The following is an 18875-nucleotide window of genomic DNA, read 5'->3' on the forward strand; positions in this document are numbered from 1 at the left end:
TCCGCGCCACACCCGGGCCGCCGCCCCGATAATCAGCCAGGTCTTTTCTCGATGGGTCCCGGTGTCCAGGACCGCGCAGCGGCCGGCGCAGCCGGCGGGCCGTAGGCCCGTCCTTGACTCCGGGGCCCATCGAGAACACCCTCCAGAAAAGGGTCGGCGGCCCACACCAACCCGTCGGAGGGAACGTTCCGGCAGGGAGATGGTCTCGACAAGCTCGACCACCGGGGCGTGGGGGTCTCGACAAGCTCGACCACCGGAGTCGACGTGGTCTCGACAAGCTCGACCACCGGAGTCGACGTGGTCTCGACAAGCTCGACCACCGAAGCAACGCAGGTCTCGACAAGCCCGACCACCGAAGCCCGGGAGGTCGAGTGACCGCCCCGACCTCCGGAGCACCCAGGTCAGCTACGGTGCAACCCCATGAAACCGCTAGGCAACGTCCCCTGGCCCCCGGAACCGATGCGGACAGACCGGACGATGCTCAGAGAGACCAGACAGAAAGACAGACGAGCATTGGCCGAGCTGCTCTCGTCCGAGATCGTGCAGGCGTACCTCGGCGGCCCGCAGCACACCCGAGAAGAGCTCGAGCAGCTGATCCCAGCCGATCCGAACACACGACCAGGGATCTTCGCCGTCGAGCACGCCGGCCACCTGATCGGCAGGATCACGGTCCAGCGGCGGGACGCGGCGTGGGCCCACCACGTACGCGACGAGGGCGATGAGGTGGAGCTCGGCTATGAGTTCCTGCCCACCTCCTGGGGCCGCGGACTGGCGACCGAAGCAACCCAGGCAGCGCTCGGTTGGATCAGCGCGACGCTCCCCGGCGAGCCGGTCGTCCTGACCACCCAAGTGGCCAACGAGCGCTCGCTACGCCTGGCCCGCAGGCTCGGGTTCGTCGAGGTGGAGCGGTTCGTCGGCTACGGCGCGGAGCAGTGGTTCGGCCACCTCAGCACACCGAGCTAGTCGGTCTCGAGCATGTTGGCGGTCCACAGACCGAGCCCGAGCGGGAGCAGGATGCCCCAGGTCGGATGAAGCTCGGCGAAGCCGTCGGGCGACTCACCGATGAGGGCCAGCCAGGACAGCAGCGTCACGATCACCCCGAGAGCGACCGCGATCCCGGCAGCGACACGTGCCGCGCCTGCCCGGTGCACGGCGAGGACGACGGCGAGCACCGGAGCAGCGAGCACGAAGAACAGCCCCAGGTACAGCACGACGGTGAGCCAGCCGAAGGACCCGGGCACCTCCCCTGAGTTGTCCCGCACCTCGGCGACCCACCGGATCGCGGCCCACATGGTGAGCGGGAGGTCGACGTCCGAGTCGTCGTCCACGACCCGAACCACGGGAGAGGCGAGGGTGGCGACGGCGAGGATGAGTACGCCGATGAGCTGCGTACGCCGCAACCGCGATGCGTTCTCGTCATTCCCGCGAAGCGCGGAGCGAATCAGACCGTCCGAGTTGTCCGTCACCGGCTCAGGTTATGCCGCCCGAGCACCCCAGACGCAGCCGCGGGTCAGTCCTCGGGCGAGCCCAGGTAGGCGACCAGCGCCAGGTGGTCGGAACCGGGGACCTCGACGGTCTCCGTGGCCAGTGCGGTCAGGGAGTCCCCGATGAGGACGTGGTCGATGGCTGCCGAAGGCGGGAGAGGTATGCCCGCGAACCCCTCGGTCGGCCAGGTCGGCTGCCATCCCGCGTTGCTGGCCCGGGCCGCGTCCTGCACCTCGGCCCCGTCGAGCAGCCGCCGGACCGTGTGGTGGTCGAGCGAGGCGTTGAGGTCACCCAGGACGAGATCCGGCTTCTCCTCGGAGGCCGTCTTGACGATCAGCTCCTGCTCGGCCGGCCACTCCGCGACCGTCGGGGGTGCAGGATGGGCGACGATGACCCGCCACTCCCCCACGTCCGCTACCCACGACCCCATGCCGGTCTCGATCCGGAGCGACTTGGTGATCGGACGGTCGGCGAAGAGCATCGTCCCGCGGGTGCCCGTCGCTGCCCTGCCGATCCGGTAGGGCAGCTCAGCCCGCACCGCCACCGACAGCCGCGCGAACGCCTCCGGAGTGATCTCCTGGACGGCGAGCACGTTCACCTTGTGCGCGCGCACAGCCTCGACCACCGCATCGGTGTCGCCGTTGCCCTCGAAGAGGTTGGTCGTCATCACCGTCAGCGGCTCACCGGCACTCGTCGACCGGGATCCGGCGTACAACGGCGCCTGCCAGGCGACGTGCACCGCGAGCAGCAGCGCGACGACCCCTGCGACCACCGCGAGCCGGACTCGCCCGCGACCGGCCGCCATCCACACCAGCACGAGGATCGCGACCAGGCACAGGGCGTACAAGACGATGGCGAAGGGTGCGAACGCGGCCAGCCGGACAGCCCGCAGATCGGTGCTCTCCAGGGCCCGCGACAGCGTGATCGCCAACGCGGGCAGGCCACAGACGAGCAGCACTCCCCAGGACAGCGCCAGCGGCACCCACCTCGCTCGACTCACGATGACCCCTGGCTCACAGCACCACCAGGTCGTCGCGGTGGATGACCTCCCGAGCGTACGCAGCGCCCAGGTTGGCCTCGAGATAGCCGGAGGAGCGCCCGGCCAGTCGCGGGATCTCCTCGGCGTCGTAGTTCACCAGCCCACGCGCTACGGCCGTGCCGGAGGGATCGACGACGTCGACCGGGTCGCCGGCGTGAAAGGCACCGGCCGAGCCGGTGACCCCCGCCGCCAGCAGGGAGGCACCACGCCGGGTGATCGCGGTGACCGCGCCGGCGTCGATGGTGATCGACCCGACCGCGTCGGTGGCGTGCTGGAGCCACAGCAGCCGCGCCGGGCGCCGCTTGCCGACGGCCTGGAACAAGGTGCCGACCGGTTCACCGGCCAGCGCGGGCCCGGCCTGAGCAGCCGAGGTCAGCACGACCGGTACGCCGTCCTCGACCGCGATCCGGGCGGCCTCGAGCTTGGTCACCATCCCGCCGGTGCCCACGCCGGCGGCACCGGCCTTGCCGATGGTCACGTCGGTGATGTCGTCGAGCGAGGCCACCTCGTCGATCCGCCGGGAGCCCGGCTGGGAGGGCGGCGCGTCGTAGAGCCCGTCGACATCGCTGAGCAGCACCAGCAGGTCGGCCTTGACCAGGTGGGCCACCAGCGCCGCGAGCCGGTCGTTGTCACCGAACCGGATCTCGGAGGTGGCCACGGTGTCGTTCTCGTTGACGATCGGGAGCACCCCGAGGTCGAGCAGCTTCGACAGCGTGGCGTCGGCGTTGCGATAGTGCGCGCGCCGATTCAGGTCATCGACGGTGAGCAGCACCTGACCTGCGATGATGCCGTGCTTGGCGAGCTCGCCGGTGTAACGGTGCACCAGCAGTCCCTGCCCCACACTCGCCGCCGCCTGCTGCTTGGCCAGCGCCCTGGGACGCTTGGCCAGCCCCAACGGCGACAGACCGGCCGCGATCGCCCCCGAGGAGACCAGCACGACCTCGTGGCCGGCGGCCCGGGTCTTGGCGAGCACGTCGACCAGCTCGCTCACCCGCACCGGGTCGATGCCTCCGGCCGCGGTCGTCAACGACGAAGAGCCGACCTTGACGACGATCCGAGACGCCCCCGTCACCTGGGCTCGACTCACTCGGCCTCCTTGGCCCCAGGGCGGTGTGCTGAGCCTGTCGAAGGGTCGTCCTCGGCCCAATCGGCGTCGGGGTCGTCCTCGCCGCCGATCTCGTACGCCACCGGGCCGGCCCCGTCACGGAGCCGTCGGGCGATGTCGGCCCGGGCTTCATACTCCTCCTTGGTCTCCATCCCGGCATCGATCTCACGTCGCCGGGAGGCGGCGGGTCGCTCCTCGTAGAAGCGCTGGTCCTCGCCGCGGCGGCCGAGCATCTCGGCGCCGGTCTCGATGGAAGGACGGAAGTCGAAGACGACGGAGTTGGCCGGGTCGCCGATGATGACGGTGTCGCCCTCCTGGGCACCGAGCTCGACCAGGCGCATCTCGACGCCGAGCCGGTTGAGGCGGTCGGCGAGATAGCCGACGGCCTCCTCGTTCTCGAAGTCGGTCTGGCGCACCCAGCGCTCGGGCTGCGGGCCGCGTACGAGGTATTCACCGTTCTTCGACACCTTGACCGTGAAGCCGTTCTTGCCCTCCACACCGGCCGGGCGGAGCACGACCCGAGTCGCCTCCACCGCGGGCGTGTCCTTGCGCGAAGCGGCGACGATGTCGGCCATCGCGTAGATCAGCTGCTGAGTGCCCTCGCCCGAGGCGGCGGAGATCTCGAAGACCTTCAGGCCGCGCTTCTCGAACTCGTCGATGGTCATCTGGGCGATCTCACGACCGTCGGGTACGTCGACCTTGTTGAGCGCGACCAGCCGCGGCCGGTCCTCGAGGCCGCCGTGGCGGCTGAGCTCGTTCTCGATCACGTCGAGGTCGTCGACGGGGTTGCGGCCCGGCTCGATGCTCGCGGTGTCGATGACGTGCACGAGCGCGGCACAGCGCTCGATGTGGCGCAGGAACTCGTGCCCGAGTCCGCGGCCCTCGCTCGCGCCCTCGATCAGGCCGGGCACATCGGCGACCGTGAAGGTGATCTCGCCGCCCTTCACCACGCCGAGGTTCGGCACCAGGGTGGTGAACGGGTAGTCGGCGATCTTCGGGCGGGCGCGCGAGACCGCGGCGATCAGCGACGACTTGCCGGCGCTCGGGAAGCCGACCAGGCCGATGTCGGCGACGACCTTGAGCTCCAGCCCGATCTCCCGCTCGCCGCCGGGCTCGCCAAGGAGCGCGAAGCCGGGAGCCTTCCGCTTGGAGGAGGCCAGCGCCGCGTTGCCGAGACCGCCACGGCCGCCTTCGGCGACGACGAGCTCGGACCCCGGACCCACCAGGTCGGCGAGCACGTTGCCCTGCGCATCGGTCACGACGGTGCCATCCGGAACGGCAAGCACCAGGTCCTCGCCGCGGGCGCCGTTCTTGTGGTCGCCCGCAGCCTGGCCGCCGTTGGCGGCCTTGCGCTTGGGGCTGTGGTGGTAGTCGATCAGCGTGGTCACGTCGGGGTCGACACGCAGGATGATCGACCCACCGGTGCCACCGTTGCCACCGTCGGGACCGCCCAACGGCTTGAACTTCTCGCGGTGCACCGACGCCACACCGTGCCCGCCGCGACCGGCCTCGACGTGGAGGGTTACGCGGTCGACAAACGTGGGTACAGCCATGCCTCCAGCCTACCGACGGCACGCCCCACAGTCCCTATCCGCGATCGGCCAGCCCCAGGGCCTGCCGAGTCGGCACTAAGTTGAGTCCCATGCGTATAGGAACAGTGATGTGGCCGATCGAGGACTGGCCGGCGATGGGCGAGCGTTGGGCGCAGGCCGAGCAGCTCGGGTTCGAGACGGCGTGGGTCTATGACCACCTGGCCTGGCGCGGGCACAGCCCGTGGGAGGAGGCGTTCACCTCGATGGCCGCCGCGGCCGCCCTCACCTCCACGATCCGGCTCGGCACGCTGGTGACCACCCCCAACTTCCGTACGCCGATCCCGACGGCCGCGGCGATCCGCAGCCTCGACCGGATCTCCGGTGGGCGCATGACGATCGGCATCGGCGCGGGCGGCGACGACCACACCTCAGACGGCGACGTGCTCGGGCGGGAGTTCACGCCCCGCGAGCGCGCCGACCGGTTCGCCGAGTGGACCCGCACCGTCGACCGGCTGCTGCGCGACTCGCCGGTCACGATCGACGGCGAGCACTGGCAGACCCGCGAGGTCACCGTCTCGGCCGGTCAGGTGCAGCAGCCTCGTACCCCGCTCTGGCTGGCCGGCAACGGCCCCCGCGGGATCCGGCTCACCGCCGAGGTCGGCGACGGGTGGATCGCCAACCCGCCGGGCGACGACCCGAAGGCGTACGTCGCCAAGCGGCTCGAGATGCTCCGCTCGGCCTGCGAGAAGGCCGGCCGGGACTACGACGCGATGCCGAAGCTCTTCATGACCGGCTTCACCGACGAGCCATGGACCGAGTCGGCCGACGCGTTCGAGGACCTGGCCGGCGCCTACGCCGAGATCGGGATCACCGACCTCGCGATCCACTGGCCCCGTGCCGGGACCCGCTGGGAGCTCTCGCAGCAGGTCTTCGAGGAGATCGCGGCGCGCGCGGCGTACGTCTAGATGGCCCGAAGGGCTCCCTCCTGACGGAGGGAGCCCTTCGGAATGTCATACACAGGCGACTGTGGTCTCGACCCGCAGTCACGGCTTCGCAAGCTCAGCCATGCGCTCGCTCGACCCCTTCGCGTTCGTCCGGCGCAAGCGCCGGACGAGCTCAGGCGCCAGCGACGATGTTGATCACCCGGCGGCCGCGGCGCTTGCCGAACTCGACCGCGCCCTGCTGGAGGGCGAACAGGGTGTCGTCGCCGCCACGACCGACGTTGGTGCCGGGGTGGAAGTGGGTGCCACGCTGGCGGACGATGATCTCTCCGGCGTTGACGACCTCTCCACCGAAGCGCTTCACACCGAGGCGCTGGGAGTTGGAGTCGCGACCGTTCTTGGTGCTTGCCGCACCCTTCTTGTGTGCCATCTGTTCAGTCCTTTGTGAGTCTCGACGCCGGAATCAGGCGTTGATCGCGGTGACCTTGACCTGGGTGTACTTCTGACGGTGACCCTGGCGCTTCTTGTAACCGGTCTTGTTCTTGTACTTCTGGATGATGATCTTCGGGCCCTTGGAGGCACCGACGATCTCAGCAGCGACCGAAGCCTTGTCGAGGCCGGTCGTAGTGACAGTCTGACCGTCGACGAGCATGACCACGGGCAACGTGACCGCAGCACCGGCCTCGCCGTCGAGGCGGTCGATCTCGATGACGTCGCCGACAACGACCTTCTGCTGCTTGCTGCCAGCCTTCACGATCGCGTACACCGCGGTCTCCTTCATGCTCCGAACTCAAAGTCTCATGTGTCCCACGGCAGCTGCACACGTAGGTGAGCGCCGGACCCCGAAGCGATAGGTGCCGGCGGCTGCCTGCAGGAATGGCGCACTGCGCACGCCGAGGTTCAATATTACGTACGCGGCCAGGTAGCCGCAAAACGCCGCGACACAGTTCGCCACGACTCCGTCAGGACATTGTGCCCCGACGAGCCGCCAACACGGTCATCGGGCGTCCGGTTCGATGGTGGCACCTACGAACCGGGCACGATTCCGGGCATGATGTCCCTCATGACGTCGACCGGCCTGTCCACCAAGGCCACCTCACCCCCTCCCCCCGAGGGCGCAATCACGGGAAGCGCGGAGGCCCGCCAGGAGGAGATCCTGGAGCGCGCCCGCACGACCGGGCGGGTCGCGGTCACCGACCTCGCACCCGACCTCGGAGTCAGCGTCGAGACGATCCGGCGCGACCTCAAGGTGCTCGCGGACCGCGGAGTCGTGGAGCGGGTCTACGGCGGCGCGGTCGCACTGGAGAGCGGCAGCTTCGAGACGACGCTCGAGTTCCGGGCCGGCCGCGACGTCGATGAGAAGCACCGGATCGCACGGGCCGCCATGCAGTACCGGCACGGGGCGGAGACGATCTACATCGACGAGGGCACGATGCCGCAGTTCCTCGCCGAGGAGCTCTTCGGTGAGGGTCCGGCGACGATCATCACCCCCTCGCTTCCCGTGGCCACCCGCCTCTCCGCCGACCCACAGCTCACCGTGATCGTCCTGGGCGGACGCGTGCGCACCATCACCCGCGGCGTCGTGGACCAGTGGGCGACCCGGATGCTGGGCGACCTGGTGATCGACCTGGCCTACATCGGCGCCAACGGAATCTCCCGCGAGCAGGGGCTGACTACCCAGGACCCGTCGGTCGCCGCCGTGAAACGGACCGCGATCGAGCGCTCCCGGCGCCGGATCTTCTTCGGGGCCCACACCAAGTTCGGTGCCTCCAGCCTGTGCCGCTTCGCGGGCGTACGCGACTTCGAGGTGCTCATCACCGGCACCGAGCTCACTGCCACCGAGGCACGCCGGTTCGCGGCTCTCGGGCCCAAGGTCGTCCGGGCCTGAGCCCAGTCGAGAGCCACCCGAGCGCCCACCTGAGACCAGCCTGAGACCGGGCACCAACCGGGCATCCTCGAGACCTTGACCGGGCTAGGGGGTCGGGCCCTGATTACGCCATCGTGGTTCGTGACGACAGTCACACTGCGAGGAGGCAGATCAGATGCGGGTACGGAGACGGACCTCCGCAGCGCTGACGGCGCTATCGATGGCCACGGTGTTGTTGACGGCATGCGGAACGGGTGGGCTCGGGGCGGGCGGGACGAGTGCGGGTGAACGCAGCATCACCGTGCTGATGGTCAACAACACACAGATGCTGGAGCTCCAGGAGCTCACCGCGGAGCACTTCACCAAGGAGACCGGGATCGAGGTGAACTTCGTGGTCAAGGTCGAGCAGGACATGCGCGACACCGCGAGCACCGAGTTCGCCAACCAGTCCGGCATCTACGACGTGGCGACGCTGTCCAACTTCGAGATCCCCTACTACGCGGAGGCGGGATGGATCTCGGACATGGAGAGCATCGCGAACGACCCGGAGTTCGACCAGGACGACATCCTTCCGCCGATGACAGAGGCCCTCTCGGCCAACGGCAAGGTCTACGGCCAACCGTTCTACGGCGAGTCCTCGTTCCTGATGTATCGCAAGGACCTCTTCGAGAAGCACGGCATCGACATGCCCGCCAACCCGACCTGGGAGCAGGTCGCCGGCTGGGCGGGCCAGATCAACGAGGCCGAACCGGACATGCGCGGCATCTGCCTGCGCGGCCTGGCCGGCTGGGGCGACAACCTCGCCTCGATCACGACCGTGGTCAACACGATGGGCGGCACCTGGTTCGATGAGGACTGGAACGCCCAGGTCAACACCGGCGGGTTCAAGGAGGCTGCCAACTTCTACGTCGACCTGGTGCGCAAGCACGGCGAGGCCGGCGCCGCCACCTTCTCGTTCCCGCAGTGCCTCAACGCGATGCAGCAGGGCAAGGTCGCGATGTGGTACGACGCGACCTCGGGCGCCGGGCCGCTGGAGGCCGAGGACTCGCCGGTCAAGGGCAAGGTCGGTTACGTCGCCGCCCCGCACGACCAGACCGAGAACGCCGGATGGCTCTACACCTGGGCGTGGGCGATCCAGAAGGCGTCCCGGCATCAGGAGGAGGCCAAGGAGTTCGTCGCCTGGGCCTCGAGCAAGGAGTACGAGCAGCTGGTGATGGCCGACACCGAGAACGACACCGGTGGCCCCACCAACGTCCCCGCGGGCAAGCGGGCGTCGACCTATGAGGATCCGGAGTATCTCGAGGTCGCCGGCTCCTTCGCCACCCCGACCATGAACGCGATCAAGAACGCTCAGGCAGACAACCCGGGCGTCCAGAAGCGGCCGTACAACGGCATCCAGTTCGTCGGGGTCCCAAGCTTCACCGACTTCGGTACGGAGTGCGCCAAGCAGCTCAGCAGCGCGATCTCGGGCTCGAAGACCACGGACGCTGCCCTCGAGCGATGTCAGTCGCTCGCCCAGGAGTACGGCGACATCCAGAAGGAGAAGCAGTGATGGCCTCCATGACCGCACCACTCCCCGCAACGGCGGAGGAGCCGGCGACACGGCCACCCGAGCCGTACAAGAAATGGGGTCGCGAGTCGTGGAGGCTGCGCGCGCCGCTGCTGCCCGCGCTGATCTTCCTCATCGTGGTGACGCAGCTGCCGTTCGTGGCCACGCTGGTGATGTCGTTCATGAACTGGAGCGCCCAGCCCGACGCCGCCGGTAGGTCGTTCGCAGGTCTCGACAACTTCAAGACGGTGTTCACCACCCCGGTCTACCGCACGGCGGTGCTGAACACGATCGAGATGACCGTGGTCGTCGTCGGGGTCAGCGCCATCCTCGCCCTCGGGATCGCGATGCTGCTCAACCACGCGTTCATCGGACGCGGCGTGGTGCGCACCATGATGATCGCGCCGTTCCTGATCGTGCCGATCGCGGCCGCGGTCTTCTGGGGCAACGGCATCCTGATGACCGGGTTCGGTCTGGTCGACGGTGTGCTCGGCCAGCTCGGCGTGCCGGGCGCTCAGGACATCGCGTTCCTGACCGACCATCCGAAGCTGGCCATCGAGATCGAGCTGATCTGGCAATGGACACCGTTCATGATGCTGATCCTGCTCGCCGGGCTCCAGTCCCAGGATCCCGAGGTGCTGGAGGCTGCCAGCATCGACGGCTGCAACGGGTGGCAGACGTTCGTGCACATGACGTTGCCCCACGTACGTCGCTATCTCGAGCTCTCGATCGTGCTCGGCACGATCTTCATCGTCCAGAACTTCGACTCGGTCCTGGGCATGACCGGCGGACTGAACTCGACCAACATCCCGTACGCGGTGTACGAGACGTTCTACTCCGCCAAGGACTACGGGGTCGCCTCAGCACTCGGCGTCGTCGTGGTCATCGGATCACTCATCATCGCCACCTTCGCGCTGCGCGTGGTGTCGTCCCTGCTCGAGGAGGAGAGCTGATGAAGACGTGGAACCGGCAGCGGATGGCGAAGATCGCCATCCCGATAGCAGCCTGGCTGATCGGCATCATCTTCGTGATCCCGATCCTCTACATGGTCCTGACCTCGCTGCACGCGCCCCAGGACGCGCAGACCTACCCACCCAGCTGGGGTGCTCCGCTGACTCTGGACAACTACGGCGGCCTGTTCACCTCCGCGAACCCGATCACCCCGGCGCTGATCAACTCGGTGATCACCAGCGTGATCTCGACGCTGCTCGTGCTCGCCCTGGCCATCCCCGCGGCGTACGCCCTGGCGATCAAGCCGGTCAAGAAGTGGTCGGACGCGATGTTCTTCTTCCTGTCCACCAAGATGCTGCCGATGGTCGCGGGGATCCTGCCGATCTACCTGTTCACGACGAAGGTGATCAACATGCCTGACAACGTGATCATCCTGATCCTGATCTACACGGCGATGAACCTGCCTATCGCCGTCTGGATGATGCGCTCGTTCCTGGCCGAGGTGCCGCCGGCGATCATCGAGGCAGCCTCGATCGACGGCGCCAGCACGCTGCGGATCCTGACCCGCATCGTGGCACCGATCGCCATGCCGGGGGTCGCGGCCACCTCGCTGATCTGCTTCATCTTCGCGTGGAACGAGCAGCTCTACGCCAAGGTGCTCACCAGCGTGTCCGCGCAGACCGGCCCAGTCTTCGTGAACACCCTGATCCAGTCCCAGCAGGCCTACCTGGCCGAGCTCGCCGCCGGAGCCACCCTGATCTCGCTGCCTGTGCTCATCGCCGGCTTCGCCGCTCAGGACAAGCTCGTGCAGGGCCTCTCCCTCGGGGCGGTCAAGTGAGGGAGCGCAAGCGCGTAACCGACGCGCGACTCACGACCGCCCGGCTCGGCGACCTGTCGAAGGCCGTCGCCGTCCCCACCTACGACCGGTCCGCGGTGACCCCCGGGATCGTGCATCTCGGGGTCGGGGGCTTCCACCGCGCCCACCAGGCGCGCTACGTCGACGACCTGCTGGCCTCCGGCGTGCGCGACTGGGGCATCGTCGGGGTGGGACTGCTGCCCCAGGACGTACGCATGCGGGACGCTCTTGCCGCCCAGGACCATCTCTACACGCTCGTCGAGCGGGCGCCGGACGGCGGCGTGAGCGGTCGGGTGATCGGCTCGATCCTCGACTACCTCTTCGCCCCCGACGCCCCGTCCGAGGTGCTGAGCCTGCTCACCGACCCACAGATCCGGATCGTGTCGCTGACCATCACCGAGGGTGGCTATCACGTCAACCAGGCGACCGGAGGTTTCGATGCCTCCGACCCCGCCATCCAGGCTGACCTGCAGCCGGGAGCTGCTCCGTCGACCGCGTTCGGCTACGTGGTGGAGGCGCTGGCGCGACGGCGCGCCGCCGGGGCCGCGCCCTTCACGGTGATGTCGTGCGACAACATCGCCGGCAACGGGGAGGTCGCCCGCCAGATGATCGTCGCCTTCGCCAACCTGCGCGATCCCGAGCTCGGTGCCTGGATCGAGTCCGAGGTCGCCTTCCCGAGCTCGATGGTCGACCGGATCACTCCCGCGACCACGGACGACGATCTCGAGGAGATCGGCTGGCGGTTCGGGTTCGAGGACGCCTGGCCGGTGGTGTGCGAGCCCTTCACCCAGTGGGTGCTCGAAGACCGGTTCCCTCAGGGCCGGCCGCCGTTCGAGCGGGCCGGGGTGCAGATGGTCTCCGACGTGGAGCCGTACGAGCTGATGAAGCTCCGCCTGCTCAATGCCAGCCATCAGGCGCTGTGCTACCTCGGGTATCTCTCGGGCTACCGCTATGCCCACGAGGTCTGCGCCGATCCGCTCTTCGTCGACTTCCTGCTGGGCTACATGTCGCAGGAGGGCACCCCGACCCTTCCGCAGGTGCCGGGGGTGGATCTGCCCGGTTACCGCCGCGAGCTGGTCGAGCGCTTCGCCAACCCCTACATCCGCGACACCCTGGCGCGCCTGTGCGCGGAGAGCTCGGACCGGATCCCCAAGTGGCTGGTGCCCGTCATCACCTCGCAGATCGCGGCGGGTGGATCGGTGCGCCGCTCGGCGCTCGTGGTCGCCGCCTGGGCACGCTATGCCGAGGGCGTGGACGAGCAGGGTGCGCCGATCGACATCGTCGACCGTCGCCGGGCCGAGGTGATGGGCCGGGCGATCGCGCAGCGCGAGGACCCGCTCGCCTTCCTGCGCGATCGCGACCTCTTCGGTGATCTGGTCGACTCCCCTGAGTTCACCGAGCCGTACGCCGAGGCGCTGGCCTCGCTGCACGCGGTCGGTGCACGGAAGACCCTCGAGGCCTGGGACCGGTGACCAGATCCTGAGCGCGTTCCTCGGCGCATGAGATGACCGACGCCTCGGTCCCGCGTGAGCGGGACCGAGGCGTCCTTGTCAGGCGAAGCGCCGTGGATCAGTCCTCTGAGTCCGTGGACGAGCGGCTGGCGCCGCCACGGGTGCGGGTCACGACCTTCGGCGCCGGGGTGGACGCAGTGCCGTTGGGGGCGGTCGGGGCCTCGGCCTTGGCCGCGGTCATCACCGCGCCCTCACCGGTGCTCACGACCTCGCGACGGGCACCACGGCGCTGCCGGGTGACGACCTTCGGCTTGGAGTCGACCGGCTCGGTCGCAACCGGCTCGGTCGCAACCGGCTCGGGCGCAACCGGCTCGGCCTGCTCGGGCTCAGCCTGCTCGGGCTCGGGCTGCTTCGGCTCGACCGCAGTCTGCTCGGGCTGCTTCGGCTGCTCGGGCTCGGTTGCCACCGGCTCGGACGCCTCAGCGACCGGCACCTCAGGGGCGGACGCGGGCTGCTTCTCCGCAACCGGCTCGGCTACGGGCTCGGCGCTCGGCTTCTTCGCCTCGTCGGCGGTGCTACCGACGACCGCGGCGAGGACCGGGCGGCCCGTCGTGGCGGTGCGACGAGTGCGGGTGCGGGTGGTGACCTTCGGTGCGGCGGGCTCGCTCACCGGGGTCTCTGCCACGGGCTGAGTCCCGGCCGCGTCCGCAGCAGCGGGCTCGGTGGGCTCGACGGTCGCAGCAGGCTCGGTCGACTCGACAGGAGCCGCGGCCTTCCTCGACCGACGAGAGCGTGAACGAGTGCTGACCTTGGGGGTAGCCGGCTCGGCGGGGGTCTCGACAGGCTCGACCACCGCGGTCGTCTCGGTCGCCTCGTCCTTCTCCGCGCTTCGCGTGGTCGCTCCCTCGCTCGGCCTCTCATCGGTCGTCTCGTTCTGTCCGGCCATGGCCGCGAACTCTGCGGGCGAAGGAGTCTTCGCGGAATCCTCCGCGTTTCGCGCTCCGGTCGTCTCCGCGGGCTCGGCGCGCTGCTCGGAAGCGGCCTCGTCCTTGCCCTTGCCCTTGCCACCGCGACCGCCGCGGCGGCGCGAGCGCGGCTCGTCGGGAGCCACACCGGAGGACTTGCCGGCCTCGACGGGGTGGTCGTGGATCACGAGTCCACGGCCCGAGCAGGCCTCACAGTTCTCGGAGAAGGCCTCGACCAGCCCGGTGCCGATCCGCTTGCGCGTCATCTGCACCAGACCCAGCGAGGTGACCTCGGCGACCTGGTGACGGGTCCGGTCGCGACCCAGGCATTCGACCAGGCGACGCAGGACCAGGTCGCGGTTGGACTCGAGCACCATGTCGATGAAGTCGACGACGATGATGCCGCCGATGTCGCGCAGCCGGAGCTGACGCACCATCTCCTCGGCCGCCTCGAGGTTGTTCTTGGTGACCGTCTCCTCCAGGTTGCCGCCGGAGCCAGTGAACTTGCCGGTGTTGACGTCGACGACGGTCATCGCCTCGGTGCGGTCGATGATCAGCGAACCGCCCGAGGGCAGCCAGACCTTGCGGTCCAGGCCCTTCGCGATCTGCTCGTCGATGCGGTAGGCGGCGAAGGCGTCGGTCGCGTCGTCGTACTTCTCGACGCGCTCCTCGAGATCGGGGGCCACCGACTGGACGTAGTCCTTGACGGTCTCCCACGACGACTCACCGGAGATGACCAGCTTGGCGAAGTCCTCGGTGAACAGGTCACGGACGACCTTCAGGGTCAGGTCGGGCTCGCCGTAGAGCAGCTGCGGAGCGTTGCCGTTCGACTTCTTCTCGATGTCCTCCCAGCGCGCCTTGAGCCGCTCGACGTCGTGGGTGAGCTCGTCCTCGGCAGCGCCCTCGGCGGCGGTGCGTACGATCACGCCGGCCGTGTCGGGAACGATCTCCTTCAGGAGGGTCTTGAGGCGGTTGCGCTCGGTGTCGGGCAGCTTGCGGGAGATGCCCGAGGTGGTGCCGTCGGGCACGTAGACCAGGAAGCGGCCGGCCAGCGAGATCTGCGAGGTCAGCCGGGCGCCCTTGTGGCCGATCGGGTCCTTCGTCACCTGGACGAGCACCTTCTGGCCGGAGGTCAGCACCGACTCGATCTTGCGGGGCTGGCCCTCCTTCCAGCCGAGCGAGGCCCAGTTGACCTCACCGGCGTAGAGGACCGCGTTGCGGCCCTTGCCGATGTCGATGAAGGCGGCCTCCATGCTCGGCAGCACGTTCTGGACGCGGCCCAGGTAGACGTTGCCGATCAGGCTGGTCTGCGACTCGCGGGCGACATAGTGCTCCACGAGCACCTTGTCCTCGAGCACCGCGATCTGGGTGAGGTCCTCGCGCTCGCGGATCACCATGACCCGCTCGACCGACTCGCGGCGGGCCAGGAACTCGGCCTCGCTCACGATCGGGGCACGACGACGGCCGGCCTCGCGGCCCTCGCGGCGGCGCTGCTTCTTCGCCTCCAGACGGGTCGAGCCCGACAGCGCGGTGATCTGGTCATCGCCGGTGCGGCTCTGGCGGACCCTGGTGACGGTGTTCTCCGGGTCGTCCCCGCCGTCACCCGACGCCTCGCCGGCACGGCGGCGACGGCGGCGGCGGCGCGAGGAGGTGCCGCCCTCGCCCTGCTGATCGCCGTCGGCGTCCTTGCCGGACTCGCCGGCCTCGTTGCGCTCGGTATCGGACTCATCCGACTTGTCGTCGGACTCCGACGCCTCATCGGTGTCGCCGTTGGACTCACCGTTCGAACCCTTGCGGCGGCGACGGCCCCCGCGACGGCGGCGACGGCGGCCGTTGCCGCCGCCCTCCCCATCGTCAGAACCATCGTCGGAACCGGTGTCGTCGGAACCGTCCACGTCCTCGGACTCGGCGGCAGGCTGGTCGACACCCACCTCGGCGGTCTCGGTCGCGGCCGGCGCGGCGCGACGTACGTCCCGCTTCCTCTTGTTCTTGGCCGGAGCCTCCACGGGCGTGGTCTCCGCGGCGGCCTCGCCGGCAGGCTCGGCCTCGGCGGGCTTCTCGGCGGCCGGCTCAGCGGCAGCAGGCTCCTCGACGGCGGGCTCCGCGACGGGCTTGAGCTCCGCCGTCTTGCGCGTACGCCGCCGAGTGGTGGTCTTGGTGGGTGCCTGGAACAGCACCGCGGGTGCGGCCGGACCGGACTGCTCGGTCTCGTCAGTCTCCGTGGAGGTCTCGACGGCCGGGGTCTGGGCCGGAGCGGGCGCCTCGGCGGCGGGCTCGGGAGTCGTCTCCGTCGGAGCAGCGGTCTTCTTCGCGGCCGTCTTCTTCGCCGTGGTCTTCTTGGCGGTGGTCTTCTTCGCGGTGGTCTTCTTCGCGGCGGCCTTCTTGGCAGGTGCCTTCTTGGCGGGTGCCTTCTTGGCGGGCGCCTCAGCGGCCTCCGCGACCTGCGCGGCCTCAGCGACGGCGTCGCCGCTCTCGCCGGCAGCGGTCTGGGTATCGGGCGCCGGAGCGGCCGTCTTCTTGGTCGTGCGCTTGCGGGTGGTCTTCTTCGCCGTGGTCTTCTTGGCGGGGGTCTCGACGGTCGCTTCCGCGCCGGTCGAATCGGTCGCTTCGGTCGTCTCGGTCACCGGGGTCTGCGCCGCTTCCGCGGGCGTCTCGGTGCTCTCGACAGTGGGCTTGTCGGCCATGCCGTACTCCTCATCCAGGACCTTCACAGGTGCCGGATAGTCAGGTGCCGGAAACGGGCGCTGCGCAGTATCTAGCTGTTCTCTACGTAGCAGCCGCATCGCGGCGCAAAGCTTGTCTGGGCGGCGACATCCTCCGCAGTGGTACGTCACAGGCAGCGGTTCGTCACCTGCCGCGGTCGCTCGGCCGTCCGGGACCATCCCGGGCGAGTCGCTCTCACTGACCTGCTTGGCCTGCGTCGCGGTCTGGCGACGACCTACCTCCTGCGTGCCGATGTGCGGTCCCGCAGGACCCACGCCGGCGAGGCGTCGTCGGACTTCTCATTCCTCGGGGCGGGCCCGAATGTTTGAGCAGTCGTCTCGGAGTATCGCATACACCCTGTCAACAGACCGATATCCGGACTCCAAGTAGCGGACATATCGGTCGGCGGCACGATCAGGGAAGCCTTGCTTCTTTCATCTGGCGTGACTTGTAGACATTGACGATCACGACGCCGTCGAGCCACTCGGTGAGCCGAGCGGCCTCGGTCTCCAGCGCCCGCATCCCGGTCTCACCGATGTCGTGGCGCACGATCGGGTGCACCCGACCGTCGTCGTCCTGCGCCCACGCCCCGACGATCCGGCCGTCCCACCAGACAGTGTTCCCGGCGTTGCCGTTGGAGTCGAAGAGGTACGCCACATCCTCGCCGTCCAGGTAGAACCCGCGCTCCTTCCAGCCCATGACAGTGGGGTCGAGGGTGGGCACCAGCGCCGCCCAGGGCTCGATCTCGGGTTCCGGCGAGGTGGCGATCGGGTCGTCCGGCAGCACGAAGCCGATGCCGCCGCTCTCGAGGCCGACCTGGACCGCGCCGACCGCGGCGAGCGCGGCCCGCACCGCCGACTTCGTGGACCCGAGCCACCAGACCAGGTCGGTCTCGGTGCCCGGGCCGAAGGTCCCCAACCAGCGGCGGACGAGCTCGGCGTAGCCGGCGGCCGGGTCGAGGGGCTCCGGGACCGCGTCCAGCCACGAGCCGGTCAGCGTCCAGGCCGGCTTGTTCAGGCGCCAGTGCCCGAGGTTGGTCGCCCGCATCAGCTTCCCCTGCGCGGCCAGGGTGCCGATCACCCAGCGCCCGATCGGGAACTCCCCACCCCACTTCTTGCCCGGCGCGCCCATCTGGAAGCGGGTATCCAGCTCCGGCACCAGCTCGCGCAGCTGTGTGGTCGTGCGCGGAACGCCGTCCGCGAGCGCCGCCAGCGTGGCCGCGAACGCCTTCTCGAGCCAGGCATCCTGGTCCTCGTCGATGCCGCCCGAGGTCAGCCACTTGTGGAGGTTCTTTCCCTCCTGCGTCGCCACCCGGGCCGAGGCGCTCCCCAAGGTCGCCGCCACCAGGTCCCGCGGGAAGGCGAAGAGCGTGCGCCGCATCGCGAGCTGTTTGACCAGGCTCTTCTCCTCATAGAGGGCCCGCTCGACGTCCTCGACACGAAGTCCGGCGACCCGGGCGTGAAGTGCGAGATGGACCGTCGCCGCCTCGGTCGCGTGCCAGACGGTCATGGCCTGGGTGGCACTGGCCACGTCGGCGTACCTGTGGTCGGGGGCGAGCCCGTGCCTGCGGGCCAGCCTCGCTCGCCGCTCGCGGTCGGTGACGGTTCTCATCGATGCGAGATTAGTGGAGCGGGTCGCCGATCGTGCCGGATTCCTCGTCGAAGACGCCCTGGGTCAACCGGGTGAGCAGCGGCAGCCCGCCATGTTCGGGGCCGATCTCGAGCCCGCCGATGCGCTCGAGCCCGGTGACGACGTCGTCGGGGCGTACGGTCGGGGTGCCGTGCTTGAGCAGCAGCTCCAGACGCGAGCCGCCCTTCGCGCTTCGCGCGGTGGCGAGGCGGACGACCGCGCTTCTGGCGTCGAACTCGCGCAGCCCCTTCTTGGTCATCCGGGACACGATCACCTCGTCGGCGCCGAGGAACGCCTCGACCGCGGCGGCGGCCTGCTCCGGCGGGACCGGAAGGTCGATGATCCACTCGCTGCCGGTGAGCAGGTCGGCCAGCGCGCCCTTCGGAGAGGTGGCGGTGTCGACGACGTCGATGAGGTCGAGGCCGTCGGGCATGACCTGGTCGAGGGCGATCTTGGTGGCGGCCGGGTCGATGACCTCGCGCAGCCCCAGCTCGACGTACTCCGCCTCGCTCGCCGCTCCCGTCGGTGCCGCGCCGGCGTAGGAGATCCGCGGGTGCGGGTTGAATCCCGAGGAGTAGGCCACCGGGATCCGGGCCCGGGCGACGGCGCGCTCGAAGGCGCGGCTGAAGTCGCGGTGGCTGGTGAACCGGAGCCGGCCGCGCTTGGCATAACGGATGCGGAGACGCTGGACCGGTGGGGCCTGCTGTTCGGGCTGCTGACGCACGGAGTCGATTATGTCGGTCCTGGGTGCGATTACCCATCTGACGAACGGCAAGCCAACGGCTTGTAACGGTTTGCATAC

At 69.2% G+C, this 18875-nt stretch carries 17 protein-coding genes; 8 read left to right on the forward strand and 9 right to left on the reverse strand.

Annotation, left to right across the window (positions count from 1 at the left end):
* Positions 1-228 precede the first annotated feature (228 nt).
* Positions 229-375 (forward strand): hypothetical protein, encoded by a 147-nt coding sequence (locus tag ACRDPS_RS06485; protein ID WP_431500805.1) that lies wholly within the window; start codon positions 229-231, stop codon positions 373-375.
* A gap of 102 nt (positions 376-477) precedes the next feature.
* The gene (locus tag ACRDPS_RS06490) at positions 478-963 is read left to right on the forward strand and encodes a GNAT family N-acetyltransferase (protein WP_431500806.1); all 486 of its coding nucleotides are present in this window, start codon (positions 478-480) and stop codon (positions 961-963) included.
* On the opposite strand, the gene ACRDPS_RS06495 is transcribed toward ACRDPS_RS06490, so the two are convergent.
* From ACRDPS_RS06495 to obgE, 4 genes are read right to left on the reverse strand one after another with little or no spacing between them, the layout of a single operon-like run.
* Positions 960-1466: a hypothetical protein gene (locus ACRDPS_RS06495; protein ID WP_431500807.1), complete on the reverse strand. Its 507-nt coding sequence runs from the start codon at positions 1464-1466 to the stop codon at positions 960-962. The genes ACRDPS_RS06490 and ACRDPS_RS06495 overlap by 4 nt on opposite strands.
* Before the next feature lie 44 nt (positions 1467-1510).
* Positions 1511-2485: an endonuclease/exonuclease/phosphatase family protein gene (locus ACRDPS_RS06500; protein ID WP_431500808.1), complete on the reverse strand. Its 975-nt coding sequence runs from the start codon at positions 2483-2485 to the stop codon at positions 1511-1513.
* Between the two features lie 13 nt (positions 2486-2498).
* Positions 2499-3611, reverse strand: coding sequence for a glutamate 5-kinase (gene proB / locus ACRDPS_RS06505; protein ID WP_431500809.1), 1113 nt, complete (start codon positions 3609-3611; stop codon positions 2499-2501).
* The gene (gene obgE / locus ACRDPS_RS06510) at positions 3608-5182 is read right to left on the reverse strand and encodes a GTPase ObgE (protein WP_431500810.1); all 1575 of its coding nucleotides are present in this window, start codon (positions 5180-5182) and stop codon (positions 3608-3610) included. The genes proB and obgE overlap by 4 nt, the downstream gene beginning before the upstream one ends.
* Before the next feature lie 89 nt (positions 5183-5271).
* On the opposite strand from obgE, the gene ACRDPS_RS06515 reads away from it, so the two are divergent.
* Positions 5272-6126 carry an LLM class flavin-dependent oxidoreductase gene (locus tag ACRDPS_RS06515; protein WP_431500811.1) on the forward strand — a complete coding sequence of 285 codons (855 nt, stop codon included), beginning with the start codon at positions 5272-5274 and terminating at the stop codon, positions 6124-6126.
* A gap of 151 nt (positions 6127-6277) precedes the next feature.
* On the opposite strand, the gene rpmA is transcribed toward ACRDPS_RS06515, so the two are convergent.
* Positions 6278-6532, reverse strand: a complete 255-nt coding sequence (gene rpmA, locus ACRDPS_RS06520) for a 50S ribosomal protein L27 (protein ID WP_431500812.1) — start codon at positions 6530-6532, stop codon at positions 6278-6280.
* Positions 6533-6565: 33 nt separating this feature from the next.
* Positions 6566-6868, reverse strand: a complete 303-nt coding sequence (rplU, locus tag ACRDPS_RS06525; RefSeq protein WP_431500842.1) for a 50S ribosomal protein L21 — start codon at positions 6866-6868, stop codon at positions 6566-6568.
* Between the two features lie 297 nt (positions 6869-7165).
* Here rplU and ACRDPS_RS06530 point away from each other — a divergent pair, with 297 nt between their 5' ends.
* From ACRDPS_RS06530 to ACRDPS_RS06550, 5 genes are all read left to right on the forward strand, one after another.
* Positions 7166-7990, forward strand: coding sequence for a DeoR/GlpR family DNA-binding transcription regulator (locus tag ACRDPS_RS06530; RefSeq protein WP_431500813.1), 825 nt, complete (start codon positions 7166-7168; stop codon positions 7988-7990).
* Positions 7991-8276: 286 nt separating this feature from the next.
* Complete coding sequence (locus ACRDPS_RS06535; RefSeq protein WP_431500814.1) at positions 8277-9521, forward strand: ABC transporter substrate-binding protein; 1245 nt, start codon at positions 8277-8279, stop codon at positions 9519-9521.
* The gene (locus tag ACRDPS_RS06540) at positions 9521-10471 is read left to right on the forward strand and encodes a carbohydrate ABC transporter permease (protein ID WP_431500815.1); all 951 of its coding nucleotides are present in this window, start codon (positions 9521-9523) and stop codon (positions 10469-10471) included. The genes ACRDPS_RS06535 and ACRDPS_RS06540 overlap by 1 nt, the downstream gene beginning before the upstream one ends.
* A complete protein-coding gene (locus tag ACRDPS_RS06545; protein ID WP_431500816.1) occupies positions 10471-11307 on the forward strand; it encodes a carbohydrate ABC transporter permease in 837 nt (278 codons plus the stop codon). Before ACRDPS_RS06540 ends, ACRDPS_RS06545 begins: the two co-directional genes overlap by 1 nt.
* On the forward strand, positions 11304-12797 hold the full coding sequence (locus tag ACRDPS_RS06550) for a mannitol dehydrogenase family protein (RefSeq protein ID WP_431500817.1): 1494 nt from the start codon (positions 11304-11306) through the stop codon (positions 12795-12797). Before ACRDPS_RS06545 ends, ACRDPS_RS06550 begins: the two co-directional genes overlap by 4 nt.
* Before the next feature lie 97 nt (positions 12798-12894).
* Here the strand turns inward: ACRDPS_RS06550 and ACRDPS_RS06555 are convergent, their stop codons facing one another.
* The 3 genes from ACRDPS_RS06555 to ACRDPS_RS06565 form a co-directional block, all read right to left on the reverse strand.
* Positions 12895-16425, reverse strand: a complete 3531-nt coding sequence (locus ACRDPS_RS06555) for an Rne/Rng family ribonuclease (RefSeq protein ID WP_431500818.1) — start codon at positions 16423-16425, stop codon at positions 12895-12897.
* 433 nt (positions 16426-16858) lie between these two features.
* A complete protein-coding gene (locus tag ACRDPS_RS06560) occupies positions 16859-18055 on the reverse strand; it encodes a winged helix DNA-binding domain-containing protein (RefSeq protein ID WP_431500819.1) in 1197 nt (398 codons plus the stop codon).
* 10 nt (positions 18056-18065) lie between these two features.
* On the reverse strand, positions 18066-18809 hold the full coding sequence (locus ACRDPS_RS06565) for a TIGR03936 family radical SAM-associated protein (RefSeq protein ID WP_431500843.1): 744 nt from the start codon (positions 18807-18809) through the stop codon (positions 18066-18068).
* Between the last annotated feature and the right edge of the window lie 66 nt (positions 18810-18875).

Origin of the sequence: Nocardioides sp., assembly GCF_050699375.1 — a bacterium.
GTDB lineage: Bacteria > Actinomycetota > Actinomycetes > Propionibacteriales > Nocardioidaceae > Nocardioides.